Origin of the sequence: Alteromonas ponticola (assembly GCF_012911815.1) — a bacterium.
Lineage (GTDB): Bacteria > Pseudomonadota > Gammaproteobacteria > Enterobacterales > Alteromonadaceae > Alteromonas > Alteromonas ponticola.
This window is the reverse complement of the sequence record NZ_JAATNW010000005.1, coordinates 277000-303134: the sequence shown is the minus strand read 5'-3', so window position 1 is coordinate 303134 and position 26135 is coordinate 277000. Positions and strand designations below refer to the sequence as shown.

The following is a 26135-nucleotide window of genomic DNA, read 5'->3' as shown; positions in this document are numbered from 1 at the left end:
GTCTGCTGACTACTCAATCATTACAGGCCAAGTGCGGCCTCAACCACCGCTTCTGCGGTAATATTAAAGTGCTTGAACAAATCTGCAGCAGGCGCGGACTCACCAAAGGTATCCATGCCAATAATGGCACCGTTCAAACCGACGTACTTGTACCAGCTGTCTTTGGCCAGCGCTTCTACTGCCACGCGCCTGGTCACTGAAGCAGGTAACACAGACGCTTTGTAATCGGCATCCTGACGGTCAAACACGTCGGTGGAAGGCATTGACACCACGCGAACCTGCTTACCTTGTTGGCCAAGCGTTTCAGCGGCATCGACGGCTAATGATACTTCAGAACCGGTAGCCAACAAGATGATTTCGGGGGTGCCCTCACAGTCTTTAAGAATATAACCACCGCGTTCAATCAGTTTAAGCTGCTCAGCGTTGCGCTCTTGCTGAGGCACGCCCTGACGAGTGAAAATCAAAGTCGATGGGCCATCTTTACGTTCAATCGAGGCCTTCCAGGCAACAGCTGACTCTACCTGATCACACGGGCGCCAGTTGTCCAGATTCGGGGTCGAACGCAAGGCTACTAATTGCTCCACCGCCTGGTGAGTTGGTCCATCTTCACCCAGCCCAATGGAGTCATGGGTGTAGACAAATAACACCGGAATGCGCATTAATGCGGCCATGCGCACAGCGTTGCGGGCATATTCCATAAACATCAGGAAAGTGGCGCCGTACGGTCTGAAACCACCGTGTAACATGATACCGTTCATGATCGCAGACATACCAAATTCACGCACCCCGTAGTAAACATAGTTACCGCTGGCGTCGTTGGCTTCAACCCCTTTACTGTCTGACCAGATGGTCAGGTTAGAACCGGCCAGATCGGCAGAGCCGCCGAGTAATTCGGGTAATAAGGGGCCGTAAGCATTCAGTGCATTTTGCGATGCCTTACGGGTAGCGATCTTGTCCGGATTGTTTTGCAACTGACTGATATATGCATCCGCCTTTTCGGTAAAATCAGCAGGCAAGTCACCGCTTAAGCGACGGCTTAATTCCTTGGCAAGTTCAGGATGCGCTTTCTCATACGCAGCAAATGCCTCATTCCAGTTTTGTTCAGCCTGCTGTCCCTTGTCTTTCGCGCTCCATTCTGCATACACGTCCTCAGGCACTTCAAACTTACCGTAAGTCCAGCCAAGCTCTTCACGTGCAGCTTTGATCTCATCCTCACCCAGCGGTGCACCGTGACACGATTCCGTACCTTGCTTGTTCGGCGCGCCAAAACCAATGATGGTCTTGGTACAAATTAACGTCGGTTGCGTGGTATTGGCACGTGCCTCTTCAATAGCATTGCGAATCTGTTCAGGATCATGCCCGTCTACATGGCGAATTACCTGCCAGCCATAGGATTCAAAACGTTTTGGCGTATCGTCGGTGAACCAGCCTTCTACTTCACCGTCGATGGAAATGCCGTTGTCATCCCAAAACGCGATGAGTTTACCCAGACCTAAGGTGCCTGCCAGAGAACAGCTTTCATGTGAAATACCTTCCATCAGGCAGCCGTCACCCATGAAGGCATAGGTATAGTGATCGATGATATTGTGACCGTCACGGTTGAACTGTGCCGCCAGTACTTTTTCTGCCAACGCCATTCCTACCGCATTACTGACCCCCTGGCCCAATGGACCGGTGGTCGTTTCGATACCCGGCGCATAGCCATACTCAGGATGCCCCGGGGTTTTGGAATGCAACTGACGGAAATTTTTAAGCTCTTCAAGCGCCAGATCGTAACCGGTTAAATGTAGCAGTGAGTAAATCAGCATAGAGCCGTGCCCATTGGATAGCACAAAGCGGTCACGGTTCGCCCACTCAGGGTTAGCCGGATTGTGATTCATATAATCGCACCATAACACCTGTGCGATATCAGCCATGCCCATTGGCGCTCCGGGGTGACCTGAATTAGCTTGTTGTACGGCATCCATACTTAAAGCGCGTATAGCGTTGGCAAGTTCACTACGAGTGGGCATGTTATCTCCTGCATATTGAGTAGCGTCAGAGTGTCAATTTTGCATATCAACAGCTTACAACCTAAGCTTGCTTTGATTGCGGACTCTGGGTGTCAAAGAAATTGAGACGGGTATTCTCCCCCATGCGAAATATCAGTTCAATGTGTTTTGTGTATTTTAAAGGCTAAATACAATCTCAGGGCGTATGTCAATTAAACGAAACAGCCACATTTTAGACGTCCAGACGTAAAGCTGGCTTTTTTGTTTGAATTAAGTACAATGCCGCGTTATTAGCGACAGATAAAAAGATGAGTTGGAGAAACTATGGCTACGCATTTATTTACGTCTGAATCTGTGTCTGAGGGGCACCCGGACAAAATTGCAGACCAGATTTCAGATGCCGTGCTGGATGCTATCCTTGAACAGGATCCCAAAGCACGGGTTGCGTGCGAAACGTTTGTAAAAACTGGCATGGTATTAGTGGGCGGTGAAATTACAACCACGGCGTGGGTCGATATCGAAGAATTGACCCGTCAGACCATTAAAGAAATTGGCTATGTGCACTCGGATATGGGCTTTGACGCCAATTCGTGTGCGGTGCTTAATGCGATCGGTAAGCAGTCACCGGATATCAACCAGGGTGTTGACCGGTCACACCCTGAAGAACAGGGCGCGGGTGACCAGGGACTGATGTTTGGCTATGCCAGTGACGAAACCGATGTATTGATGCCGGCACCGGTTACCTATGCGCATCGACTGGTGCAGCGTCAGGCGGAAGTTCGCAAGTCGGGTCAGTTAGCCTGGTTACGCCCAGATGCGAAAAGTCAGGTTACTTTCGTGTATGAAAACGATAAACCTGTGGGCATTGATGCCGTCGTTTTATCCACCCAACATTGTGAAAGTGTCAGCACTGATACGGTGCGTGAAGCGGTAATGGAAGAGATTATCAAACCGGTACTGCCAGCAGAGTGGATTACAAAACACACCCGCATGCATATCAATCCAACAGGCCGTTTTGTAATTGGTGGTCCTATGGGTGATTGCGGCCTGACTGGAAGAAAGATTATTGTGGACACTTATGGCGGCATGGCACGTCATGGTGGCGGCGCATTTTCTGGCAAAGATCCTTCAAAGGTGGATCGTTCTGCTGCATATGCAGGCCGTTATGTAGCGAAGAATATTGTTGCTGCTGGTTTGGCTAAACGCTGCGAAATTCAGATCTCTTACGCTATCGGCGTCGCAGAGCCAACCTCAATCAGTATTGAAACCTTTGGTACCAGCACGGTATCAGAAAGCACGCTGGTCGCGTTGGTGCGCGAACACTTTGACTTGCGTCCGTATGGTCTTATCAAAATGCTTGATCTTGAACGTCCAATCTACCGCGCGACAGCTGCCTACGGCCATTTTGGACGGGACCATTTCCCGTGGGAAAAAACAGATAAAGCAGAGGTATTAAAAAGCGCGCTCTAATGCGCTAAGCAGGCTGGTGTCGATGCGGATACCAGCCTTTTGTACCTAATTCAGTTCTGATCAAAATTAAGCCCCCTGCGTAACTAGCTGATAAGACGAAAAAGATAAAAAAAGTTTTAAAAAGTTTTTTATCTTTGCAACTGACGTCTACACTTAAATAAAAACAATATTGCTTAATAAAAAGCACAATAACACGTTACTTTCACACTTTGGTTTTTTTGGAATACACAATGAAGTACGCATTACATAAGACAGCAATGACCTGTTTGTTGATATGTCCCTGCTACGCAATGGCCGCCGACTATATCGATTTTGATCGACCAACCATAGTTTACGCGAATCAGCTTGAATCTGCGATTTCATACCAGACAGAATTACTGCCTAAATGGTCATTTGATTTGCACTATGATCGTCAGTTGCTTGACCAGACCGTTTGGCTGGATACGATCAATCAACGCTCGCCGATTGACTCTGTGCGAGTTACGGCCAGCCGGTCAATATCATCAAGCTCATCCCAACGCCTGTTTGCAGCCGTGCAAAGCAGTAATAGTTCTGATGTAGATGATACACTTTTGTTTCTTCCGACCAACGCGGGCAATGCCGCTAGCTTTGGTTGGCAACTCGGCGAACCTGATTCGTTAAATATGGCTCTGGAATTTGAATACCGTGAAGTGGGTGAAATGGATATCAATACGTTGATAATGGGTGTGCAATACGCGTTCTAACCACTCCCCACTCACAAATAATTCAGAATACGCTGCGCACCGACAACGCGTAGGTCATTTGAATCATTTGCGCGTCGGCGCTCGCGCGGTGGCGGGGCGTTTTCATTTTAGCCAGTACACCTTGTTTGATACCGTACCACCCTTCCAATTGTCGTTCATTTAAAATCATTTCGATGGGGGACAACGAAAATCCCATAGCTAAGCCCGACGCAGCGAATAATTTTCTTAACCAGGAATAATCTACTGCCCAGCCGTCTGAGTAAACCGTTTGCCCCATTAGCATTCGATTTAACATCAGGCAGACTTCTCTTCCCTGCTGGCCGCGGTGCAACAGTTCATTGCGTGAAATGCCGTGAATCTGCTCTGCACTCTCGTCCCAGTGCTGCCATTCACTAAATGGCTTAATAAGGCTGCAGTATTTTTCTCCTTCTCCAGTAATTACACCTATTTCAATAGGATAACTATGCGCACCAAAACCACTCGCTTCGATATCTAATATAGTAGGAACCATGAATTATTAAGAATTACCTTATTAAATAAATTAAGCTTAGTTGCTTCCGGCAAAAAAATCAGGAGGAATAAGCGATAAATCAATCTGCCCCTGAGGTTACTTCGCTAAACTTTCAGTTTCCTTAGGCTAAATAATTGCTTAAAACGTATTTCACTTTAGAATTAATGATCAATCTCGCTAATATTTTGGCGGTATGCGCACCACGTTGGAAAATGACTGCATTCAATATGACTATGAACAGGCCTCACTCACGTCTGAAAAACCAGAACTGGTCATTTGCTGTGATCCGAGTGTTTGTCATTTTTTTTGCTGCATTTCTTTTATTGTTATCTTTCCGCTTTGGCGCGGTTTACTTTTCCAGCCAGTCGGCACAACAAAATGTAGAGCACTGGTTTACGGCGGGCAGGATTTACTCAGATTCCGAAGTGCTTAGTACGCTTGCTGACTTGCAGCATGCCGATGAAGTGCTACGTGACGATGCGCAGATAAAGATCGCATTGGCAAAACTCTATATTTTACTCGCTCAAAACAACAATGCCGAATTCTATCTGGAGATTGCGCATACGATTTTACAACAGGTTCAACAACTTCAACCTACCCATTTTGAAGCCGACAGCCTGATGGTTCTAGTTGCAGTGAAACAACAGGCCTCGCCTCAACGGGTAGAAAACTATTTGCGCGATGCGCTGACTTCAGGAGGTCTGGAGCAAAAAAGCCAACTTATTCTGGGTCCTGTGGTAGTGGCACGATGGCAGCAACTTCCTGAAGCTCTCCAGCAGCTGGCGGGCCCTATGATAAAGAGTATGCTTTCCGAAGAGGACGTCAGAGAAGTGCTGTTCACTGCGATGCATAAAGCGAAACTGTATCGACCTTTCGCCAAGTTCTCACCCAATCGCAAAACCTCTGCCCTGTTGAAGCAACTGCAAGAGGAACTGCAATGACAGGATTTGATACTCAGCTAGTGGTGCATCGATCAGCCTCTTTGCACCGCATTGCCCTGATATTATTAGGTGTCACTCTCTGCGTTTTCCCCTGGTTGCATGGTGCGGAGCTGATTTGGGAGCAACTCTTTCTTTGTGGTGCTATTTTTGCCGCTTTTTTACTTAGCACAGTATCGTGGCAACCCGATTTTAACACCCCAACTTCGCTAAAAATTGCAGCCGGCGTATTTGTTGTCTGGTTGGTCGGGATGTCGCTGTATGTCATTCCGATTCCCATCAATTGGCTGAAAAGTATCGCTCCAACTACTTATCAATGGCATCAATCCGGCAGTGCGAATACTTACCTGCCAATATCCGTCTATCCACATATATCGCTAATCGAAATAATCAAACTGGCGAGTCTGGGTGCTCTATTTTTCGGGGTTTTTCGGCTATGTGACACGTTTGAAAAAATTAAAGCGTTGCTTTATTTAATGGTGGTAAGTGCTACCACTACCGCGCTCTACTCTTTACTCAATTTTGCGACCAGTGGTGCATTCGAAATAAGCCCGGCAATTCCGCCCTGGGATCTAAGCTGGAATGAGGGTGTAAGAGGAACGTTCAGCTATAAAAATCAGTATGCGCTGTTTTTGGTTATGTCACTTGCGGTTGCAGGAGGTTTATTTGTTGAGAAGTGGCATTCAGTCAAGCGGCGTCAGTCAACGTCCTCAACTTCGTTTACGTTTTTTGCGCCCAAAATTTTCATTTTATTTATTTGTATCGTCATCCTGCTGCTTACCCTTTTTAATACCAGCTCTCGTGGCGCTCTGGTTTCAATGGTACTGGCAGCAGGCTGTGTGGTAGGTATTGTCATACTGTCCGATCAACGCTTTCGCAAGATGATTTTCAAGCCCAAAATGCTGGCAATCAGCACACTGATATTATTAGCAGCGATAGCGGTATTCAGCCAAACCTCAGTGTTTAAACGCTTTAGCGAAAGTCAGTTTGAAGATAATGGCCGAATTATGCTGCATCAAACTGCGCTGAAAGTTATCAATGAATTTGGTCCTGTTGGCACGGGGCCAGGGACCTATCCTTATGTACAACATCATTTTAAACATGAGAAGCTTGGCAACAGTGCAATGTCTAAACGGGCCCACAATGACTACTTAGAAACCATTGCTACACTGGGTTTTGCAGGTGCGCTGATGTTACTGATCATATTGCTCAGTCTGATTTACGGAACCTTACGCAAAACCCATTTTCAGGCAGGATTGGTTAACTATGGTATCTACGTTGGCTTGCTAGCCTATATGATACAGTCCAGCTTTGACGTCAACATTTCGGCTTTCTATCTGCCGACATTTTTTGTGGTGTTATTGGCAGTGGGCAATCGACTGACGTCGACGCGGATTCGTTACCAAGCAGCATATCAGGCCAGGTAAGGTAAAGAAATAAGTGGAGTTGGCCGATAAGCCGGGTTCTGTCTGGGGCAATCATTCCTCTAGCCTATTCATTGCTGAATAGGTCAAGCAACCTACCCGATCCCAACGCGGGCCACATATAGCGGGATCCTATTTGGTCTTGCTCCGAGTGGAGTTTACCGTGCCACAAACTGTTACCAGTTGCGCGGTGCGCTCTTACCGCACCCTTTCACCCTTACCGGTGTACCATGCGATACACTTAGGCGGTCTACTCTCTGCTGCACTTGTCGTCGGCTCACGCCGCCCAGATGTTATCTGGCACTCTGCCCTGTGGAGCCCGGACTTTCCTCCCCTTTCTTGCGAAAGCAGCGATTGCCTGGCCAACTCCGCGCTGGATTTTACATGAGATAGCTTCTATAAGCGATGCTTAATTCATTCGTCAGTGCGTTAACATTGCCCCACTATCAGTCTTCACGCTCAGCTTGTCACCCGTCAGACTCCAATAACTTCACCCAGTGGGGCAGCACATGCAAATGCTCAAAAATGATTTTAATACACACCAGAATAGGCACAGCAAGCAAAACGCCGATAATTCCCCATAGCCAGCCCATTACCGCAAGCCAGAGAATGATGATTAGGGGATTGAGCCTGAAACTCTTGCCCAATATCGCCGGAGTGATGAACTGAGACTCCAGAATATTGATACATAAGAAGACAGCTGGCGGCAAAAATGCCGTTGAGACTAACCCGTATTGCACCACACCCACCATAAGCAAAATGGTACAACTAATTAAGCCGCCAAGGTAAGGGACAAAATTAAGCATGCCTACCAGCGCCCCCCACAAAATCGCATCCTCAACCCCCAGTACATAAAATGCCGCCGCGGTGGCGCTGCCAAGCAACCCATTTATGATACTGATCGTTATGATGTAACTGGAAAGTCGTTTCTGAATCTGCCCAACCAGCTCGACGGTGCGATCTTTATTTACCACCACCGGAAAATCCTGAATAAACACTTTAAATAAGGCAGGGCCGAAGATTAACAAAAACAGGATCAGGATCACGCTACCAAACATTTGCGCAATGAGGAACGGTGCGCTGGCCAGTAGTGACAGCAGCACTTCAATACTGCCCTGTTTAATTTTGCCGGTAACAACACTTTCTTCTGCTTCCTCTTTCTTCACTTCTGGCTCAGGTTCATCATCTTTAAACAATCTATCAAAAAATGAGGCTTCTTCAGCTTCTTTGCGTTTCTTTTCCTCTTCTGCTTTGAGTTGGGCTGCATTCTGTTCGTTTTCAAATTTTTCGCTGATCTCATTAATTTGTTCAGTAAGTTCAGCTGAGATTTTGGGTAAAGTCTCCATCCAGCGTTCAGCCGGCTTAACCAACTCAACGCCTAAAAAAGTGAAAGGTGCGATTAACAGACCAATTAACACGAACGCAGAAATAGTGCGGGGAATATAGATTTTGCGCCCCAATGCAACCAAGGGGCTAAGTAACAACGCAACAAATGCAGAAAATACCAGCGGGATAAACAGCGTTTTTGCCAGATACAAAGTGTAAATGGCTGACAGCACAAGAAATACTTTCAAGAGATGTGTTTGTCTGGCTTCACGCAGAGAAATGCCACTTTGGTCTTCCCATTTATGGGGATCGTCGTGACTGAGATCTTCGGTCTTATTCCCATCTGCCAATGTATCTAATACTCCAATTCATTTCTTTTCCATCGGCACATGTGTATGTCAGGCCGACTATTTCACAACGACACATATTTGTATTTCATACTCTTCTTACGAGAATGAATGTAAAGTGGACCTCTCTTCTTAGACCCTATTTTCAACCCGGCAGCGCTAACACTGGGTTGCAGAAATAGAAAATCCCCGCTGATGTCAAAGCGGGGATAGTTTTTTTATGTCAATGTCAGGATTAACCATTGCATAAAAAAGTTCATATTATTTACGTCGTTTGCTAGCGATACCGGCAACCCCCAATAAGCTTAAGGCAAGCACTGCAAAGGTGGATGGTTCCGCTGCCTCTACTGCGCGGATAACAAACGCGCGATTAGAGAATTGTGCATTGAGAATGTTAACGCCCGCTTCGCGTGTCACGAATCCAACCTGACCATCGTCAAATAGCACATCCAAGCCACTAAGCCGAGTGATCAGTTCATAGTGTGTATGCCAGATAGAAGCATCAACGCCGGTAACTTTAAACTTGACCGCAAAATCAATAAAGTCAGGCCCTGAATCCACGATAACTAAATCAGCGCCTTCACCGTCCTCAAAACCCATGATTTTAAAAATATCCGCGCAACCATTTTCGTTAATTGAAGTTGGGGTTCGCGAAGGTGGGCCGAAGGGGCAAGTGCCATCAGCATCAAGACCACCGTTAGGTGTTTCCCAAAAATCAACCACGAACTCTAGTTCAGGTGCTACTGCCACTGCTCCACTTGGCGTTATCGCCTCAAGTTGTATACCATCGCGAATGGTTACTGTATCCAACATCACCCCGGTTACAGCATTGTTATCATGTCGAAGCGCAGCACCTTGTTTGAATGATAATGAATAATCCATTCCCATTCCTACGGTTCGTGCAGAACCCTGCGGTAACCCACCGTTAATGTCTATCATTGAGCCGTCTTCCCCCCAACTCTGGGTCGTATTTTGGTCTACGCGGGAATTTATACCTAGACAACTTTGTCCGTTTGTTGTTGCTGGATCGCCCCAGCAAAGAGTGTCAGGGAGTGAGCCTGAAGACAGAATTGACGGACCAAAATCAGAACTACTTCCTGATGCGGTAATCGGATTGCTGCCACTGCCCTGCGAGGTCCAGCCACTGAATCCCGCTTCATTTACAAAATTCCAATCAGTAATAAGCATGGGTGCAGCAAAAGCAGATGAACATGTGGTTAAAACAGTTGTAGTGGCGAATAACTTTAATTTTTTCATAATCTTTCGATTCCTTTACTATCGTAATTTGCGATTACCTCCGCAACGATTGGTAGATAAGCTTCCACCGTACTTAGTCTATAAGTACTTAAAAACAAGCTTCCTGGTTAAATTATGGTTAAAGCATCATTTGGGGCACTACCAATAGCGATTTACGATTAAGTAAAGAAATATCTATCGCAACATACAATTCAGGGTGTCGCTTCGCCCAGCCGTGTCTTACTGCTAATTACTGTTAACTTCAGTAATAGCACGAGCATCAAACAAAAACCTACAGCGTTATTGAGCAGATAAAGTTTGTAGTGTGAATAGTTAATCCCCTGTCATTGTCGTGGACGGTAGAGACTGCTAGTTGTTATTGTTTAGACGTGAATACAGCAATGTTTCGCACTGTCTTAAATGAAAATTCAACGGTGAGAATCGCTTCACGCGATATGCAAACGACAAAAGTTAACAAACATTACTTTTTGTTAATACTTGTCGTTCAGGTCTATAACCTTGCGAGGTCTAAAAAGATCAATGATTTGGTTAAATTTCGTACAAGTCAATTTAAGTTCGCTTAGTGGGGAACCCATTTTGCTGCTATGTCCTTAATACTAAAAACCCACTTCTGGAAGTGGGCTTTTACAATGGTTTCAGCAAATTATGTGGCGTAATGTTCACCCAGGCAAATTCGCATTGTGATAAACATCCTGTACATCATCGCAGTCGTTTAGCATTTCCATGAATTTTTCAAACATGGGTAAGTCCTCTTCGCTGATGTCTGTTTCCGTTTGTGGGATCCAGCTGATTTCTTCGGCGTCAAAATTAATTTCAGGATACGCATCGGTGAGCGCGGTTTTGACTTTGAAAAACTCAGTGTTTGGCGCATAAACCGTGATCTTACCGTCTTCTTCTTCCACCTCGGTCACGTCTACGTCAGCTTCCATCAGCACTTCTAATACCGCATCTTCGTCTTCGCCTGCAAATACAAAAATGGCCTGATGATCAAACATGTGCGATACCGCACCCGGGGCGCCAATTTTTGCGCCGGTCTTGGTGAAACAGTTACGCACATCGGTGATGGTACGGTTGTTGTTATCGGTTAAGCAATCAACAATCACCATACAATTACCCGGGCCGAAGCCTTCATAACGCGCGGGCACGAAGTCCTCACCGGCGCCACCCGCCGCTTTATCAATCGCTTTGTCGATTACGTGACCGGGAACCTGATCTTTTTTGGCTTTTTCCATCAGGCGTTTAAGTGACAGATTGGTGTCGGGATCGGCCCCTCCGTTTTTGGCGCAGACGTAAATTTCCTTACCGTACTTAGAATACACCTTGGTTTTTGCGCCAGCGGTTTTAGCCATTGCCGCTTTTCTTACTTCAAATGCTCTTCCCATTTTTACGTTCTCGTATCTTTATGTGTATCTGTTCTCAGGCTATCCCGTTTCAGGGATAAAAAATTAGGCCGATTCTACCCGATAATGAGCACGATAACAGCCCCTACGGTAAATGCTGCAGCGCCAGGTACTCATGTGACTGCATTTCTTTAAGTCGGCTTAAGCAACGTTTAAATTCAAAGCTGAGTTTTCCTTCACTGTATAGTGAGGTCAATGGAACGGCGGCCGACATAATTAACTTAACATTACGTTCGTAAAACTCGTCTACCATGGCGATGAAGCGTCTTGCCGTGTCATCATTGTTTTGTCCCATCTGCTTAACATTGGCGAGCAAGACAGAGTGATATAAACGGCTGATTTCAATGTAATCACTTTGACTGCGAGGGCCTTCGCATAACACTTTAAAGTCAATCATCATTACCCCATCCGCGTTGCGAGTCGTTTTTAACGGCCGATGATTAATTTCAATCGTTTCTTCTTCAGTGCCTACTTCTGGTGCCAACTGTAAAAAATATTCATGCAGGTTTTTGGTCGCCGCCTCATCCAATGGATGATGATAAATCTCTGCCTGCTCCAGCGTGCGAAGGCGATAATCAATACCGCTGTCGACATTGACCACACGCGTATTGTCATTAATCAGTCTGATGGCGGGTAGAAAGCGCGCGCGCTGTAAGCCGTTTTTATATAAATCATCTGGAACAATATTGGAGGTAGCAACCAACACAATGCGGTGTTTGAACAGGGCTTCCATCAAGGTACCCAGGATCATGGCATCGGTGATGTCAGAGACAAAAAATTCATCAAAACAGATCACCCGCGTTTCTTTAGCAATTTTTGCAGCAATACTTTGCAGTGGGTCGGACACATCTTTAAGTTGCTTTAACTCATCGTGAATACGATGCATGAACCGGTGAAAATGCACACGCATTTTGTTATCAAACGGCAGGCATTCGTAAAAAGTATCCACCAGGTAAGTTTTCCCGCGGCCAACACCACCATAAAAATAAACTCCCTGCACTACTGGCACCGATTCGGCTTTGCCAAACAGTGACTTAATTTTATGTGACCACTTTGATTCGGGCTGAGTGCGGGTGAGATCATCGTACAAACGTTGTAACTCTTTTACCGCATTCTCCTGGGCTGCATCATAATGAAAGTCTGGTAAAGTGAGGTCTTGCTGATATTTTTGCCAGGGCGTCATCGGTGGCGATACTGCTGAACTCATGGTAATAAATTGATAATCTTATAAGGCGCTTGAAAAAAGTTATTATGGCCTTAATTTAAGGGGAAATCACGGTGAATAGTAAATTTTGCGCATTTCCGATGTACAGTTCTTCGCACATTGACATACATTTTTCTGCGCATTAGCGGCGGTTACTTGCTATAGTCTTGGAAAAACCGCACTAAACATCGCTATGAAGCGTATTAATAAGTACCAACCCTAATTACCCAAAAGAATAAACTGGAGATGTCGATGGATGTATTAATTCCTTTAGCATTACTGGCTACAGGCCTGATTATTGGATTTTTTGTTGCTCGTCATATGTATACTGGGTCGGATAACAGCACTGCTGAAAAACGCGCTGAACAGTCAATTAAAGACATGATGGCACAACAGGCTGAACACCACATTCACCAAACCCGTCAAACCATTGAAGACATTGAGAACCAATGCTATGCACTCAAACAGCAGGTACAGGAATATGAAATTCTGCTGAAACAGGGTGACAGCGACGATGCGTCTCGTGTTCCGTTTTACGGGGAACAAGCCACGTCTTATTTGAGAAATAATCTAAAAGGCAAAGAAAAGAATAAAGAATCAAAAGTTGCTGGTGCTCAGCCACTTGATTTTGCAAACACAGGCTCCGGGTTATTCATCGGTTCTGCCGGGCAGTCTACCGAGGAAAAAACCCGCTAAGGGAACTTTTTTGTATTCCCTTCAGTCTCTGAGTTAACCACATATATCGCATAATTTTGTAAGGAGTGTAAGCGAGTATGAACAAGCGTTTTCGCCAGATGTTGATGGTGTCCGGTATAATTGTTGGCGCCTTTGGTCTTCAGATGCATGCTTCGGCAGCATTACCCTTTTTCGGCAATGATAAAGACAAAGAAGTGCCCTCTTTAGCGCCAATGCTTGAGCAGGCAACGCCCGCGGTGGTAAGTATTGCGGTAGAGGGGACGCAAACTGCGCGTCAGCAAGTGCCCGAAATGTTCCGCTATTTCTTTGGCGGCCCACAGGAACAGGTTCAGGAGCGCCCATTCAGGGGGTTAGGCTCTGGGGTAATCATAGATGCTGATAAAGGCTATGTAGTCACCAATGCCCACGTCGTTCAAAACGCTGACGAAATTACCGTAAAACTCACCGGTGGCAGAGTGTTCAAGGCGAAAAAGCTGGGTGAAGATGAGCAAAGTGACATCGCGTTACTGAAAATTGATGCCAATGATTTAACTGCACTGCCAATTGCGAATTCAGATAAAATTCGGGTTGGTGATTTTGTGGTAGCAATCGGTAACCCGTTTGGCCTTTCTCAAACCGTTACCTCTGGGATTGTCAGTGCGTTGGGCCGTTCAGGGCTGAATATTGGTGGCTATGAAGACTACATTCAAACCGATGCTGCGATAAACCGCGGCAACTCTGGCGGAGCACTGGTGAACCTTAAAGGCGAATTAGTTGGCATTAACACCGCTATCTTTGGTCCCAATGGGGGTAACGTCGGTATTGGTTTTGCCATCCCCAGTAACATGATGAAAAGCCTGATTGATCAGATTGCCGAATTTGGCGAGGTGCGTCGCGGCTTACTCGGAATTCTTGGAAGTGATGTGGATGCTGGCTTAGCCGAAGCGATGAATGCCAAAGTGAACATTGGCGCATTCGTAAGCGAAGTTCAGCCCGAATCGGCTGCGGCCAAAGCTGGCTTGCAGGCAGGTGATATCATCACCGCGGTCAATGGTAGAAACTTGCATAGCTTCGCTGAGTTGCGGGCCAAAATTGCGAGCATGGGTGCTGGTGCAGAGGTGGAGCTTACTGTATTGCGCAAAGGCGACAAGATGAATGTGGAAGTGGTATTGGACGATGCCACCCAGTCTGAAGTGACTGCGGCGCAAATTCATCCTGCGCTGGAAGGTGCCACCCTGATGAATGGCGATGACGGTGCAGGTAATGCCGGTGTTCTGGTTACTGAGCTACAACGCAACAGTCCCGCCGCACGCATTGGTCTGCAATCAGATGATGTGATCATCGGGGTTAACCGCAGCAGAGTGACCACGGTAAGCGAATTTCGTGATGCGCTGGACTCCGCCACAGGTGTGATTGCATTGAATGTCAGACGTGGCAACTCTACCCTTTACCTGGTTATCCGATAGCTATCTTTTCGGGCAGCGGCCTTCGCTGCCCTCTTTCCATTTCCATTGGCGATCAGTTTCAACAGTGTTATTCTTTGTTTTGATTTAACTTTCAAAATTTAGAATGGTGTCTGACTCGTTCTGAATTTACGACAACAGAGAATCTGCCGACGTGTCCAGTACTCGATTTTTAACCTATCTTTTTAAAGCTGTTTTACTAGGGCTAATCGTTGCTGTGTTAATTTTGCTGTTAGTCCCAGATTTGCGTAAGAACAGTGGGTTTTCTGAAAATCTGTTCAGTGAGTCGCCATTGGCGCCCGTAAGAGAATCGCATTTCAATTCCCTAAGCCAAGCGGCTCCGGCAGTGGTTAATATTTACAGTGTCAGCATTGAAAACGACACCGGTCTGTTTCGCAATCAACCACGAGAACGTACTAGCCTAGGTTCGGGTGTGATTATGACTGAAAATGGCTATTTACTTACCTGCCATCATGTCGTGCAAAATGCCGATAGCATCTTTGTTGCGGTCCAAGACGGACGGGTACTGGAAGCACAGATCATTGGTAACGACCCGTTAACCGATTTAGCGGTGTTAAAAGTGAATGCTGACAATTTACACGTTATGCCTCAGCTTAAAGAACCCAATTTACGCGTAGGTGATCTGGTGATGGCCATTGGTAACCCCTACGATTTGGGCCAGACCATTACTCACGGCATAGTGAGTCGTGCCGGTCGCAACGGCCTATCTAATTACGTTGACTTTATACAAACCGATGCTGTATTGAATCAAGGTAATTCTGGTGGTGCGCTGGTAGACAGTAACGGCTACCTGGTGGGGATCACCAATGCTAACTTTCAGGTCAGAGATTCATCTCGTCGCGTCAGAAACGTAGACGGAATCAACTTTGCCGTGCCTTATGAGTTGGCCAAAAGGGTGATGGATGAAATTATTACCGAAGGTAAAGTCACACGCGGACAGCTAGGCTTTATCGGCCAGGAATACCGGGGTGGTCCGGGCATTGTGGTGACGGCAGTTTCCAACAACAGCCCCGTGGGTAAAGCTGGCCTAAAACCGGGTGATATGATCCTCGCCATTGATGGCGTGCGTCTGGAAAGTGCCTCGAAAACACTGGACATGATTGCTGAAACGGCGCCGGGCACTGAACTGGAACTGGAAATCAGCCGCGGTGAAGAACTGATTACATTTAAAGTGGTGGTGGCCGAGTTAGGTGCATGAGTCTGACACTGGCTGGGATACTCATACTCGTGAGCGACTGTTACTCGTTAGCGCGAATTGGCGCTTCACGCAAAATTTTCAAGTAATTTATCCATGAAAGCGCTTGATACATATAACTAATAAGCGAAACATGTGAATGATTCCTCACGTTTTTATGCTACTCAAGCTATGATACTAGCTAACCCACCCTCCCTATATTAGTTACAACTTATTTACAACTTCCTTTCAAGCTATTTACTCCTTTATTCACCCTGCGATTAATAATTTCTTAACTATATTTAATCAAAATAATTTTTGTAATTAATTGTCATGGAAGTTAATAAAATTAGATGGAGACTATTTTCTTTTTGCTTATTATTTCCCTATTTCATCAACGCCAATACGCTTACATTAGATTTAACTGGCGTCATTGAAACACATTGTGAAATAGATTTTTTCAATGGAAATAGATTAGATATAAAAGATAAAACAATAAATGAAATTCCATTTCATTTAAATTGCAATCAACCTTTTGAAATTTCATTCACATCTGCTAACGGCGGCTTAATAAACCATGACAATAGTGATGTATTTCACAAATATCACTTTGAAATTGACATCGACAAAGTAAATATTAAAAAGAAAGTAATCAGTTCAGATTTAGATAAATTTTATAAATTAGATAGTTCAGGCAAAGTTCCTTTTTTTTCTACTGGAAAAATCAGGATAACGCCAGAAAGTGACCTGATTTTCTCAGGTTACTACCAAGACATTGTGCACGTTGGCATATCGCCATCACTTAACAATGTCCCAACGCTGTAATCTGCACTTGGTGCAGTTAAAACCCAACTTGTTTAAATAAGGAAAATTGACATGAGAAAAGTAACAATATTCTCTGCAGCGGCGGTAATGGTTTACGCTACGCAACTACAGGCCGCACCGGCCGATGATTTGCATCTGACGGCTTTTGTAAATCCGATTTGTGAAGTAACCAATAGCGGGTTGCCCACCATTGACTTCGGTGATGTGAGCATAGGATTACAAACACAAGTCGTGAATTTGTTTCTACAATGTAACGACGCTGAAGGTGCGGTAGTGAAGCTAATCAGCGTGGAAGGTGGTTTAGAGTCCGATGATAAGGAAGATCATGCGATAAAATATGATGCAACATTCGCCCCATTGACCTTAACCCCATTCACCCTCTCTACTACTGGTGGACCAGGTGTGAATGACCAGTGGGCTGATCATAACTACTCTGGTTCTTCTGCGCTAGCAGCGGGTATGCCAACCACACTGACAATCGCAACACAGGAAACGATGCCGTGGGCAGGTGGTTATTCGGATACATTAGCGATCAATATCACAGCCAATTAGAGGGGCTAGGGTAGATTAACTGTGAACTAGTAACAAATGAAGTCAGGGGTGGAACAACACATGTTAAAACGGATATTATTAACTGTAGTGCTTGCGTATAGCCACTTAGCCGTAGCCTATAAGGTAGAACCGATGACGGCTGACATAGAGCCTGTGGGAAAACGGTCACAAATGACCATGCGCATCCACAACACGTCCCCAACTCCATTAACTGTGGAGCTTCACCCTTATTCTATGAATATGGATACCGCTGGTAACGAAACCACCACTCCAGCAGAGGATGAGATTCTCATTATTCCAATGACCACCATCGTTCCTCCAGGGCGTTCGCAAGCCGTTATGGTCAGATACCTTGGAGATCCGGTTATAAAGCAATCCAAAACGTATCGGATAAATGTTAAACAAGTCAGTTTACCTGACGCATTTTCAGCAAAGCCGCGGGTAGAATTACTCATTCATTTTAATACGTTACTCAACGTGGTACCGAAGGATGCTAAACCCGAGCTACATGTAAATCGTGTTATTGCAAAGGATGATAGCTGGCAATTAGAAGTGTCGAATATCGGTAACAAATATGGGCGAGTTAGTAAAACCGAATGGCGTATCAGTGATGGTACGCAGTCTTTGACTCTGAACGGATTTGACGCAAAAGATTTGGTAGAGGGGAGTCTGGTGTTACCTAACTCAACTCGCACGTTCGTGATGAAACCGATTGAATCGTTTGACGCAGAAAATATAAAAATCGCGTTTAACAATAATTAAAAACCAGCGAAACATTACAGTTAAAAAGGGATACATCGATGTTTTGGTTGGTTATATTTATCATCAGCCTGTATTCAGGGTCGGTAGCCGCTATTGTGATTACGCCTACTGTGTTGGAATATGACCTGACCGCTGAAAATGCAGCACAGTTGGTTGTTTACAACAACACCAGTAAGAAAATTCCGCTTGAGGTTACACTTTTGCGGGTTAATTTCTCAGCTGATGGAAAGCACTCAACGACGACTTATCGTGATGATAGCATCCAAGTCTTTCCCCCTGCTGCCATGTTGGGGCCGGGTGCAAAGCAGGTATTCCGCTGTAGATGGCTTGGAGACAAAAAAATTACTGAATCTGAGAGCTATTACGTCCAGTTTACCAGACTTGATTTAGTATCACCGGCAGTTTCATCTGCAGAAAATAAATCCTACTCAAATTTAAAAATTCAGCTGCACTATAATGCTCTGGTTCATTTATATACCAGCAAACAAAGCGCGAAAATTTTTATTAGAGCCAAAAAAGATAAAATCATTATTGAAAATCAAGGAAATCGCTACACCTTTTCAAATTACGTCACATTTAAATCCAGCGCTGATTCTAAAAGCATCATTTTATCATCCTTAATTGGTGAAAGATTTCTGCCTCCACAAACAACAATAAACGTTGAAAACAAGTATGATTTTCCGCAAGGAAATTATTATGGAAAGCTTAGTAAATAAGCAAAACGTCAATGCTTATTTTTGTGTTGTATTGATTTTTTTTGTCTATTCAAAAAGCATCAACCTTGCATTCGCCAGTGAGGTCACCCTTAATTCTACCGGCACTGATATAGAATTTATTACGCTTCTGAAGATTGGTGAAAAAATCGTCGGTGAAGCCACTGTTATTATAACTGCTAATAATAAAGTATTACTCTCTAAAGAGAATCTATCCGAATTACTTTCACCTCATTTAGTCGACCGAGTGGTAGTAAATTTATTATCAATCGGCGATAAACAAACTTTATCGCAGGAAGATTTTGCTAAAGCAGGTTTGCATTTTCAATTTGACCAATCCACGTTTGAATGTGTAATCACGGTGCCTGACAATATGAAAAAAACCTATGCGCTTTCTTTAACCAATAGGCAAAACGAAGCGTTTCACAATTTTCACAAACCTGAATTTGTGAGCGGATTTATCAATCTTCATTTGGGCTTATCTCAAATGGATTTTGCAACAGAGAAATCATCAAAAAGATTTGTTAGTGGCAGAATCGATTCTGCATTGAATATAGGTAAGGTCAACATTGAAAATGAAACAAGTTACCATGAGCTGTTCGATGGCACCTTGCAATTCGAACGCGAAGGGTCGCGCATAAATTATGACTTTGCTGATTTCGGCACCCGAGTGAGCATAGGTGATTTGTTCAACCCTGGCATCAGCTTCCAAAGCGGTGTCGATATTCTTGGCGTTGGCATTAGCAGGGATTTCTCTCTCATCCCTACCCGCAATATTCGTCCTAAAGCACGCCGCAGCTTTTCTTTGCAGCAAAACGCTGAAGTTGATGTAATTATTGATGGGGTCTTATTGAGGCGTTTATCACTTGAGGCTGGTAACTATGACTTAGATGATATTCCACTCTCGCCAGGATCAAACGATATCAGCTTAATTATTCGTGATCATACAGGTCTAGAAGAACTGATCGATTTCTCCGTAGCCACTGGCTTGGAACTGCTTAGTGAAGGAGAATTTGAATATAGCTTTCTCTATGGCGCTCCAAGCGTTTATGAGAATAATCAATTAAATTATCTGTACGACGATAGAATAGCACATGGTTATATCGAATACGGCCTTTCGCCATGGCTGACTGTGGGCGCAAACGCTCAAAAAAACGAAAACACGCATCAACTGGGAGGACATGCGCTTTTTGCCAGTAAATTGGGGGTGTTTGAAATTGCTGCTACCAGAAGTCACAGTAAGATTGCCGGCCGGGGCTCAGCCTATCGGATTGCATTTGATTCCGAAATTGATCACATGTTTTCGTTTAACCCCAGACTCAACATTTTTTATGAGTATTTTTCTCCTAATTTTACCGAATTGAACATCAATGATCTCAATATAGACGCCGCGTCCAGCTCATCACATTTCGTCTCAGGAACAATATCCGCTACTATTGATGAAACGCTAAATGCTTCTCTAGCCATGAGCTATCGGCACGATGATTCAAGAGGTAATAATTATTGGCAGGTCTCACCGAGCCTTTCCGGTCAACTTTTCTCGACTTCTGCTACATGGAGTTTACGCACAAATTATCTGAACAGTGAGTTTACTGGTAGTGAGTGGAACGTTTCTTTTGCAGTCAGCTACTCACTTAGCAGTGCATCTCGAATGAAAGCAAGCTATAACTCTAACAACGAGCAATATGCTATGGACGCCTACTATCATAATAATGTGGGCTACATTGGTGGTTTAAGTGGTTTTGCCAGTTTAATTTCAAGCGCTGAACAGAGCTTAGGACTGGATACTGGCGCTAGTTACTATGGCTCTAGCTTTCAGGCGTCAGGACGTTATTCACAGCGCTACACCAGTTTCGATTCGGCGAATCGAGTACAATCCACCCGAATAAACATTGGTTCATCTTTGGCGTTTGCAGGAAATGAATTTGTTATTGGCCGGCCTGTAAGGGAAGGGTTTGCGATTGTTACAAAGCACGCTAACTTAAGTGAAAACCGAGTCTCAGTATCTCCGTCGGTTGAAAAGGGATATTCAAAAGCCATTTTAGATACTTTTGATACTGCATTACTTTCAGATTTTTTGGCCTACTCACCTCAGTTAATTCCCTATGACATCGATAATTTACCGGTGGGATACGATTTGGGCGAAGGTGCGTTTCGTATAAATCCCTCTTATAAACGAGGTTATTTATTTCAAATAGGTTCCGATGCAGTCATTACCGTAATAGGTCAACTAAAGGCAAAAGCAACGGGTAGCGATTTGGGGTTGGTTTCAGGTTTGGCTACCTTGCAAGACGGTGACAATCTGGCGGAGCCGCAAGAGTTCTTTTCAAATAGCAAGGGGGTATTTGCAATCTCTGGACTAAAGCCAGGAGTCTATCGCCTTGAACTTAACACGGCAGATAAACTCAGCACCATCATCGACCTACGTAATGCGCCTGAGACCCTGGTCAGGCTAGGAGAAATTTATGTGGAATAGAAAAACGTTCGCAGGTTTGACACTCATAATGGGATTTACGTTCGGTTGCAGTAAAACGTATGCATGTGAGATAGCAAACCTGATGGTATCGCCTATCACCTCTTCCCCTGTATATGACATCCAACAAGGCGGGGTCTATCCTCTGATCGCTGAATTTCAAGTGAGTGCCAATATCACGGGGGACGAATGTACCTTCCGCATTCTGACACACGTCGATGACGGTGTTGATTTTCTGTCTTCAATTACAGCAAAGCGATTGAACTTTGAATGGCATGCAGCCACAGGAAGTGAGCGGATTGGAGGCTGGCTTGGTACCCTCACAACAGCACAACCCAGCATGGTTTTACGAATGCGGTTTAGCGCTGACCAATGGGTACCCGCAACCCAATATAGAGGGGATATTTCCGTGTTCGTTGTCGATGCCACATTGGCTAGAAATTTGGATATTCCACATGCGTCATACGACCTATTCGTCGATGTTATTCCTGCCACCCAAATTCAGTTCTATGGGATTTCTCAACAACGATACGAACTTAATATCGGAAGGCTGCATTCGGGTAAAGTGATCTCGCAAATTCCACGCTTATACGTAAAAAGTAACGCGGGATACACCGTCAGCTTCGCATCTGAGCATTTTGGTAGATTGCGACATGAGTCGAATGATGCACAGTGGGACATTGATTATCGTTTAACGGCTAATGAGCACTATCTCGATCTCACGCAAACTAAAGCATTATTACGTTCAGCCCAATTTACCAGCAGTCATCTTATCCCATTGCATATTACGATTGGGGATACGAGTGAGAGGATTGGAGGCACGTATTCTGATTCACTACAGATATCGATCTCTCCTTCACTATCGACCATTCCATAATGTCCATAAATAAACTGATTCGTCGTTTCATAAGTTCGACAAGTCGACAGATTTGTGCTATCCCAATACATTAATAAAAAAGTGCTGCATTTTTTTAGAACGTTGCCCCATCCTTAATTTAAAAGTAAAAACAGGTTTTCTAGCTGTTAAAAACCTCTAGTCAATATAAAGGAACTAGATATGCTGGATTGCGCCGACAAAACCGAACCAATTTCTATTTTGTTCATCTGTAAAGACAACATACAATCACAGTTTGTTGAACGTGAGCTTAATAACTTACCAAACACCCATGTTATCCGCAAAAATTTGACTCCTCCGTCAGTTACCCATGAGGATTTCGACGACTACTCGGTAGCACTGATATCGTACAAAATGCCTACAATTCAAGCGCTCATTCGAGAATTAGCCAGACGGAGCCAATCTACCGACCTAATTGTATATGATGTTCCAGATTCCATAACCGAACCAGACATTAAAAAACTGAAAAACTTAAAAGGCTGCCTATACGAGAGTGCGCCCGTAGAGCATTTGAGCAAGTGTGTTAAAGCGGTCAGCGAGGGGGAATACTGGTTACCGCGAAAATTGATGTCTACCCTTATTTCTGTTTATAAACCTCTGGCTTATCAAGTCCTTGAGAGCAGTCAAATGAAGTTGCTCAGTCAACGAGAGATAGAAATTTTACAATTATTAGCGAAAAGAAAAACGAATGGGCAAATCGCGGAATTGCTGTTTTTAGCAGAAAGTACGGTAAAAACCCATCTCTATCGTATCTATAAAAAAATCAGTGTTAAAAATCGACGCGAAGCCATCGCAAAAATTAATTACCATGTTCTGCAGTAAAGGTTCTACTCCCGCTTTGTTTGGCCAAAACACGTTATCCTTACCAGAATTTCTCTGCAAGCGTTTGGCTTATCAGGTGCAGGAATCGCTCAGCCGACTTAACACAGTTAAATACAAAAAAGGTCTGAACAATCAGTCCAAACCTTTTGAGGCGGCCATATTTGCTAACGCCGGTATTACAGCAAATTGTTTTGCTTTGCCTGCGCCGTCAGTTGCGTTTGCTCAGCATTTTTATCAATCATCAACTTCTGACCAAGATAAATAAGATCCGGGTTGGTGATCTCCTGGCGATTTTCATCGTGAATCGCTGGCCATTGCCATGGGTTCCCGTAAATCTGCGTTCTGGCTGCGATGTCCCACAACGTGTCACCTTCTTGCACCACGTACTCTTCAACGCGGTCACGTAATTCACTATTTAAACTTGATAAAATCTGGTACGACTCGCGACCCTGGTCATTATCTAACGCCGTTTTCCCTTCTGATTTCATCTCTTGTTGATCGTCGCTGAGGTTGTCGTAGGTCTGAACCTTGTTCCATTCCTTCTCAGCCATTTCTAAATAGCGTTCATTCTCTTTCTGCTCGCGCTCTTTAGCTAAACGCTGATCTTCCGCTTCCTTTACCTTGCGCTCATAGATTTCAACTTCTTTTTCTGCACGAGCAATTAGCGCTGGCGATGCATTGGGATCACAATTCTGAATTGCTGCTTCGAGCTCATTTTGGACCACAATCGCTTCAGCGGGCTCCCAAATGACGACTTCAGTACGAATCGCATTAGTCAGAGCTTCATTAAGTTCCTTAAGCTCAGCCATTGTTGCGGTATCGCAATTCGCTGCAAAACGATCTTCCGCGTCTCCGTTACCCGCACAACCTGCTAATGCCGTTAAACCCAGTGCTGCGACAATGGAATTTTTCAAACTACTTTTTTTCACCTTAAGCATTAATGCTTCCTTTGAAAAATAATATTTGCGGGGTTATTCGCCGCAAGGCGTACACCAATTGGATGAGTCAATTAGTTAACGAAGGAAAAAGTGAACAACAGTAGATTACAATAATTTAATAATGAGAATCAGCGTTAAATCATTAGCTTATTGTGTAGATAATAAGCACTTCGTAAAAACTTCACTCATCTCACTTTTTGCAATCAGCAGAAAATGACAAGAAATAAAAAATGTTCTCTTAAAGCACTGATCTACGCAGAATCTTTGCAATTACGGTAGATCAGTGTTGTTTAACAAATTCGCGTGACGTTGTGGATGGACGAATATACGCCACTACGCTACGCGCTTACCCGTCGAATACTCGCGCCGAGGTTATTCAACTTTTCCTCAATTCGTTCATATCCGCGGTCAAGATGGTATATTCGATTAACATGGGTTTCACCGTCAGCCACCAGCCCGGCAATAACTAAACTTGCCGAAGCACGAAGGTCAGTCGCCATTACGGGGGCGCCTTTGAGTCTGGAGCTGCCATCGGTTACTGCGCTATTAGCCTCTAAAGAAATACTGGCTCCCATTCGCTGCAGTTCCGGAACGTGCATAAATCGATTTTCGAAAATTGTTTCGGTGACGACCCCAGTTCCCGCGGCGACGCAGTTTAGGGTGACGAACTGTGCCTGCATATCAGTGGGGAAGGCAGGATGAGGAGCAGTTTTAACATGGACCGCTTTTAGCTTGCGGTCTTCCATGTCCAGCTCGATCCAGTCATCACCAATCTCAATTTTAGCGCCTGCCTGTTCAAGCTTGTCCAGAACCGCATCAAGTGTATGTGGTGCGGCGTCAATACACTTAATTTTGCCACCCGTAACCGCTGCAGCAACAAGAAAGGTGCCTGTTTCTATGCGATCGGGTAATACGCTGTAGTCACAACCGCTTAACTCATCAACGCCTTCGATAGTGATGTTGTCGGTTCCTGCCCCAGTAATCTTTGCCCCCATGCTGACCAGACAGGACGCCAAATCGACTATCTCAGGTTCTCTGGCTGCATTTTCAAGTACAGTGGTTCCTTGCGCCAACGTCGCTGCCATCATCAGATTTTCGGTGGCACCAACACTGATCATGTCCATAAAAATTCTGGCACCTTTTAATCTGCCATTGACCTCGGCACGAATGTAGCCTTCGTCCACCTCGATCTTAGCCCCCATTTTTTCCAAACCGGATAAATGAAGATTTACCGGACGTGCACCTATTGCACAACCACCGGGCAAAGAAACATTGGCCTTACCCTGTTTCGCCAGCAGCGGGCCAAGCACTAATATCGATGCGCGCATCGTACGTACCAGCTCATACGATGCAGTAACGCTGGATAATTCATTTGCGCAAAGCATCACTTGATTGTCTGCGTGCTTATCCACACGCACCCCAAGCTCTTTCAATAATGCAACCGTGGTATTGATATCACGCAAGACAGGTACATTTGTATAATGACAGGGCTGATCGGTTAGCAGCGTCGTCATCAGCAACGGTAAGGCTGCATTCTTCGCGCCTGAAATGGTGACCTCTCCGCGCAGAGGTGGGCTTTTGGTTATAATCAGTTTTTCCACAAATACACCCTGTTACTTAAGAAGGCAGATGAAATTGACGCTCACGCTGCCAATCTTTCTCAGAGAATGTTTTGATGGATATGGCGTGCATAGTGCCATCAGCAATTTTATCAGAGAGCGGGGCATAGATGGCTTGCTGACGTTTGACACGGCTAAGCTCGCTGATTTCATCACTTACCGCAATAATGGTATAATGTGAGCCATCCTGTTTGACATGTACTTCAGCCAGATTCAGTGCTTTTGAGAGCACCGCTTCAATTTCTTTTGCTTCCATTAAAAACCTATATTTATATTCGTTTACACGGCTTCAGTCGATTTAGACAGAGGCAATAACCTGTCTACTTCACTGATTTTCGCCAGTTTGACAAGCTTTGCTGGCGCATCGTTAAGGTTCAGCGCAACACCATGCTTACGGCCGTCTCTCACGGCATTTACCAGCCAGGCTAACCCCGCGCTATCTACGCGCTCAACACTGCTTAAATCGAAAACACATCGCTGATTGGAAATTAGCTGATTGCGCTGTTTTGCGTCAAGCATCTCCCACCAGTTTTTATTTAACACATCACGGTCAAGATTGCCCTTAACCGCCACGGTGCCATTATGGTTGACCTGAAAAATTGGGTTCACA

The 26135-nt window shown here is 44.9% G+C and carries 24 protein-coding genes and 1 other RNA gene; 14 read left to right on the top strand and 11 right to left on the bottom strand.

Translation table 11 applies throughout. The annotated features are described in order from the left end of the window. Positions 1 to 20: 20 nt before the first annotated feature. The gene (gene tkt / locus HCJ96_RS10670) at positions 21 to 2012 is read right to left on the bottom strand and encodes a transketolase (protein ID WP_169211038.1); all 1992 of its coding nucleotides are present in this window, start codon (positions 2010 to 2012) and stop codon (positions 21 to 23) included. A gap of 303 nt (positions 2013 to 2315) precedes the next feature. Between tkt and metK the strand changes: the two genes are divergently transcribed. Both metK and HCJ96_RS10660 read left to right on the top strand, forming a co-directional pair. Then, positions 2316 to 3461: a methionine adenosyltransferase gene (gene metK / locus HCJ96_RS10665; protein WP_169211037.1), complete on the top strand. Its 1146-nt coding sequence runs from the start codon at positions 2316 to 2318 to the stop codon at positions 3459 to 3461. A 230-nt stretch (positions 3462 to 3691) separates the two neighbouring features. Next, entirely contained in the window at positions 3692 to 4186 is a 495-nt protein-coding gene (locus tag HCJ96_RS10660; protein ID WP_169211036.1) for a hypothetical protein, read from the top strand. 22 nt (positions 4187 to 4208) lie between these two features. Here HCJ96_RS10660 and HCJ96_RS10655 read toward each other — a convergent pair whose 3' ends face one another. Further along, entirely contained in the window at positions 4209 to 4697 is a 489-nt protein-coding gene (locus HCJ96_RS10655) for a 3'-5' exonuclease (RefSeq protein ID WP_169211035.1), read from the bottom strand. A 227-nt stretch (positions 4698 to 4924) separates the two neighbouring features. Between HCJ96_RS10655 and HCJ96_RS10650 the strand changes: the two genes are divergently transcribed. Together HCJ96_RS10650 and HCJ96_RS10645 are read left to right on the top strand one after the other, a co-directional pair. Beyond that, entirely contained in the window at positions 4925 to 5638 is a 714-nt protein-coding gene (locus tag HCJ96_RS10650; RefSeq protein ID WP_169211034.1) for a hypothetical protein, read from the top strand. Beyond that, positions 5635 to 7062 carry an O-antigen ligase family protein gene (locus tag HCJ96_RS10645; RefSeq protein ID WP_169211033.1) on the top strand — a complete coding sequence of 476 codons (1428 nt, stop codon included), beginning with the start codon at positions 5635 to 5637 and terminating at the stop codon, positions 7060 to 7062. Before HCJ96_RS10650 ends, HCJ96_RS10645 begins: the two co-directional genes overlap by 4 nt. An 11-nt stretch (positions 7063 to 7073) precedes the next feature. Here HCJ96_RS10645 and rnpB read toward each other — a convergent pair. From rnpB to zapE, 5 genes are all read right to left on the bottom strand, one after another. Further along, positions 7074 to 7429, bottom strand: an RNA gene (gene rnpB / locus HCJ96_RS10640) — RNase P RNA component class A. Between the two features lie 97 nt (positions 7430 to 7526). Further along, positions 7527 to 8666, bottom strand: a complete 1140-nt coding sequence (locus HCJ96_RS10635; protein ID WP_169211148.1) for an AI-2E family transporter — start codon at positions 8664 to 8666, stop codon at positions 7527 to 7529. A gap of 327 nt (positions 8667 to 8993) precedes the next feature. Beyond that, complete coding sequence (locus HCJ96_RS10630) at positions 8994 to 9989, bottom strand: THxN family PEP-CTERM protein (RefSeq protein WP_169211032.1); 996 nt, start codon at positions 9987 to 9989, stop codon at positions 8994 to 8996. Positions 9990 to 10648: 659 nt separating this feature from the next. Beyond that, positions 10649 to 11371 carry a YebC/PmpR family DNA-binding transcriptional regulator gene (locus HCJ96_RS10625; RefSeq protein WP_169211031.1) on the bottom strand — a complete coding sequence of 241 codons (723 nt, stop codon included), beginning with the start codon at positions 11369 to 11371 and terminating at the stop codon, positions 10649 to 10651. A gap of 103 nt (positions 11372 to 11474) precedes the next feature. After that, on the bottom strand, positions 11475 to 12572 hold the full coding sequence (gene zapE, locus HCJ96_RS10620) for a cell division protein ZapE (RefSeq protein ID WP_169211147.1): 1098 nt from the start codon (positions 12570 to 12572) through the stop codon (positions 11475 to 11477). A gap of 273 nt (positions 12573 to 12845) precedes the next feature. Between zapE and HCJ96_RS10615 the strand changes: the two genes are divergently transcribed. The 10 genes from HCJ96_RS10615 (at position 12846) to HCJ96_RS10570 (ending at position 22968) form a co-directional block, all read left to right on the top strand. After that, positions 12846 to 13289 carry a ZapG family protein gene (locus HCJ96_RS10615; protein WP_169211030.1) on the top strand — a complete coding sequence of 148 codons (444 nt, stop codon included), beginning with the start codon at positions 12846 to 12848 and terminating at the stop codon, positions 13287 to 13289. A 77-nt stretch (positions 13290 to 13366) separates the two neighbouring features. Continuing rightward, a complete protein-coding gene (locus HCJ96_RS10610) occupies positions 13367 to 14734 on the top strand; it encodes a DegQ family serine endoprotease (protein WP_169211029.1) in 1368 nt (455 codons plus the stop codon). A 151-nt stretch (positions 14735 to 14885) separates the two neighbouring features. Beyond that, positions 14886 to 15950 carry a trypsin-like peptidase domain-containing protein gene (locus HCJ96_RS10605; protein WP_169211028.1) on the top strand — a complete coding sequence of 355 codons (1065 nt, stop codon included), beginning with the start codon at positions 14886 to 14888 and terminating at the stop codon, positions 15948 to 15950. 309 nt (positions 15951 to 16259) lie between these two features. Then, the gene (locus HCJ96_RS10600; RefSeq protein WP_169211027.1) at positions 16260 to 16751 is read left to right on the top strand and encodes a hypothetical protein; all 492 of its coding nucleotides are present in this window, start codon (positions 16260 to 16262) and stop codon (positions 16749 to 16751) included. 51 nt (positions 16752 to 16802) lie between these two features. After that, a complete protein-coding gene (locus HCJ96_RS10595; RefSeq protein WP_169211026.1) occupies positions 16803 to 17303 on the top strand; it encodes a hypothetical protein in 501 nt (166 codons plus the stop codon). 60 nt (positions 17304 to 17363) lie between these two features. Then, a complete protein-coding gene (locus HCJ96_RS10590; protein WP_169211025.1) occupies positions 17364 to 18065 on the top strand; it encodes a molecular chaperone in 702 nt (233 codons plus the stop codon). Positions 18066 to 18103: 38 nt separating this feature from the next. Beyond that, positions 18104 to 18781, top strand: a complete 678-nt coding sequence (locus HCJ96_RS10585) for a fimbrial biogenesis chaperone (RefSeq protein ID WP_169211024.1) — start codon at positions 18104 to 18106, stop codon at positions 18779 to 18781. Beyond that, the gene (locus tag HCJ96_RS10580) at positions 18762 to 21254 is read left to right on the top strand and encodes a fimbria/pilus outer membrane usher protein (RefSeq protein ID WP_169211023.1); all 2493 of its coding nucleotides are present in this window, start codon (positions 18762 to 18764) and stop codon (positions 21252 to 21254) included. The genes HCJ96_RS10585 and HCJ96_RS10580 overlap by 20 nt, the downstream gene beginning before the upstream one ends. Next, positions 21244 to 22128, top strand: coding sequence for a hypothetical protein (locus HCJ96_RS10575; protein WP_169211022.1), 885 nt, complete (start codon positions 21244 to 21246; stop codon positions 22126 to 22128). Before HCJ96_RS10580 ends, HCJ96_RS10575 begins: the two co-directional genes overlap by 11 nt. Before the next feature lie 180 nt (positions 22129 to 22308). Next, positions 22309 to 22968 (top strand): response regulator transcription factor, encoded by a 660-nt coding sequence (locus HCJ96_RS10570; protein WP_169211021.1) that lies wholly within the window; start codon positions 22309 to 22311, stop codon positions 22966 to 22968. 176 nt (positions 22969 to 23144) lie between these two features. Here HCJ96_RS10570 and HCJ96_RS10565 read toward each other — a convergent pair whose 3' ends face one another. From HCJ96_RS10565 to HCJ96_RS10550, 4 genes are all read right to left on the bottom strand, one after another. Beyond that, positions 23145 to 23906, bottom strand: coding sequence for a LysM peptidoglycan-binding domain-containing protein (locus tag HCJ96_RS10565; protein WP_169211020.1), 762 nt, complete (start codon positions 23904 to 23906; stop codon positions 23145 to 23147). Between the two features lie 338 nt (positions 23907 to 24244). After that, entirely contained in the window at positions 24245 to 25507 is a 1263-nt protein-coding gene (gene murA, locus HCJ96_RS10560; protein WP_169211019.1) for a UDP-N-acetylglucosamine 1-carboxyvinyltransferase, read from the bottom strand. Positions 25508 to 25523: 16 nt separating this feature from the next. After that, the gene (locus HCJ96_RS10555; protein WP_169211018.1) at positions 25524 to 25781 is read right to left on the bottom strand and encodes a BolA family protein; all 258 of its coding nucleotides are present in this window, start codon (positions 25779 to 25781) and stop codon (positions 25524 to 25526) included. 23 nt (positions 25782 to 25804) lie between these two features. Then, on the bottom strand, positions 25805 to 26134 hold the full coding sequence (locus HCJ96_RS10550; protein WP_343034704.1) for an STAS domain-containing protein: 330 nt from the start codon (positions 26132 to 26134) through the stop codon (positions 25805 to 25807). Between the last annotated feature and the right edge of the window lies 1 nt (position 26135).

Coding starts and splice junctions, on each gene's coding strand:
- HCJ96_RS10645 (WP_169211033.1), top strand. CDS start 5,635: ATGACAGGATTTGATACTCAGCTAGTGGTGCATCGATCAGCCTCTTTG.
- metK (WP_169211037.1), top strand. CDS start 2,316: ATGGCTACGCATTTATTTACGTCTGAATCTGTGTCTGAGGGGCACCCG.
- HCJ96_RS10610 (WP_169211029.1), top strand. CDS start 13,367: ATGAACAAGCGTTTTCGCCAGATGTTGATGGTGTCCGGTATAATTGTT.
- HCJ96_RS10565 (WP_169211020.1), bottom strand. CDS start 23,906: ATGCTTAAGGTGAAAAAAAGTAGTTTGAAAAATTCCATTGTCGCAGCA.
- HCJ96_RS10580 (WP_169211023.1), top strand. CDS start 18,762: ATGGAAAGCTTAGTAAATAAGCAAAACGTCAATGCTTATTTTTGTGTT.
- HCJ96_RS10630 (WP_169211032.1), bottom strand. CDS start 9,989: ATGAAAAAATTAAAGTTATTCGCCACTACAACTGTTTTAACCACATGT.
- HCJ96_RS10570 (WP_169211021.1), top strand. CDS start 22,309: ATGCTGGATTGCGCCGACAAAACCGAACCAATTTCTATTTTGTTCATC.
- tkt (WP_169211038.1), bottom strand. CDS start 2,012: ATGCCCACTCGTAGTGAACTTGCCAACGCTATACGCGCTTTAAGTATG.
- HCJ96_RS10660 (WP_169211036.1), top strand. CDS start 3,692: ATGAAGTACGCATTACATAAGACAGCAATGACCTGTTTGTTGATATGT.
- HCJ96_RS10600 (WP_169211027.1), top strand. CDS start 16,260: ATGGAAGTTAATAAAATTAGATGGAGACTATTTTCTTTTTGCTTATTA.
- HCJ96_RS10650 (WP_169211034.1), top strand. CDS start 4,925: ATGACTATGAACAGGCCTCACTCACGTCTGAAAAACCAGAACTGGTCA.
- HCJ96_RS10615 (WP_169211030.1), top strand. CDS start 12,846: ATGGATGTATTAATTCCTTTAGCATTACTGGCTACAGGCCTGATTATT.
- HCJ96_RS10555 (WP_169211018.1), bottom strand. CDS start 25,781: ATGGAAGCAAAAGAAATTGAAGCGGTGCTCTCAAAAGCACTGAATCTG.
- HCJ96_RS10590 (WP_169211025.1), top strand. CDS start 17,364: ATGTTAAAACGGATATTATTAACTGTAGTGCTTGCGTATAGCCACTTA.
- HCJ96_RS10575 (WP_169211022.1), top strand. CDS start 21,244: ATGTGGAATAGAAAAACGTTCGCAGGTTTGACACTCATAATGGGATTT.
- HCJ96_RS10595 (WP_169211026.1), top strand. CDS start 16,803: ATGAGAAAAGTAACAATATTCTCTGCAGCGGCGGTAATGGTTTACGCT.
- HCJ96_RS10655 (WP_169211035.1), bottom strand. CDS start 4,697: ATGGTTCCTACTATATTAGATATCGAAGCGAGTGGTTTTGGTGCGCAT.
- HCJ96_RS10625 (WP_169211031.1), bottom strand. CDS start 11,371: ATGGGAAGAGCATTTGAAGTAAGAAAAGCGGCAATGGCTAAAACCGCT.
- zapE (WP_169211147.1), bottom strand. CDS start 12,572: ATGACGCCCTGGCAAAAATATCAGCAAGACCTCACTTTACCAGACTTT.
- HCJ96_RS10585 (WP_169211024.1), top strand. CDS start 18,104: ATGTTTTGGTTGGTTATATTTATCATCAGCCTGTATTCAGGGTCGGTA.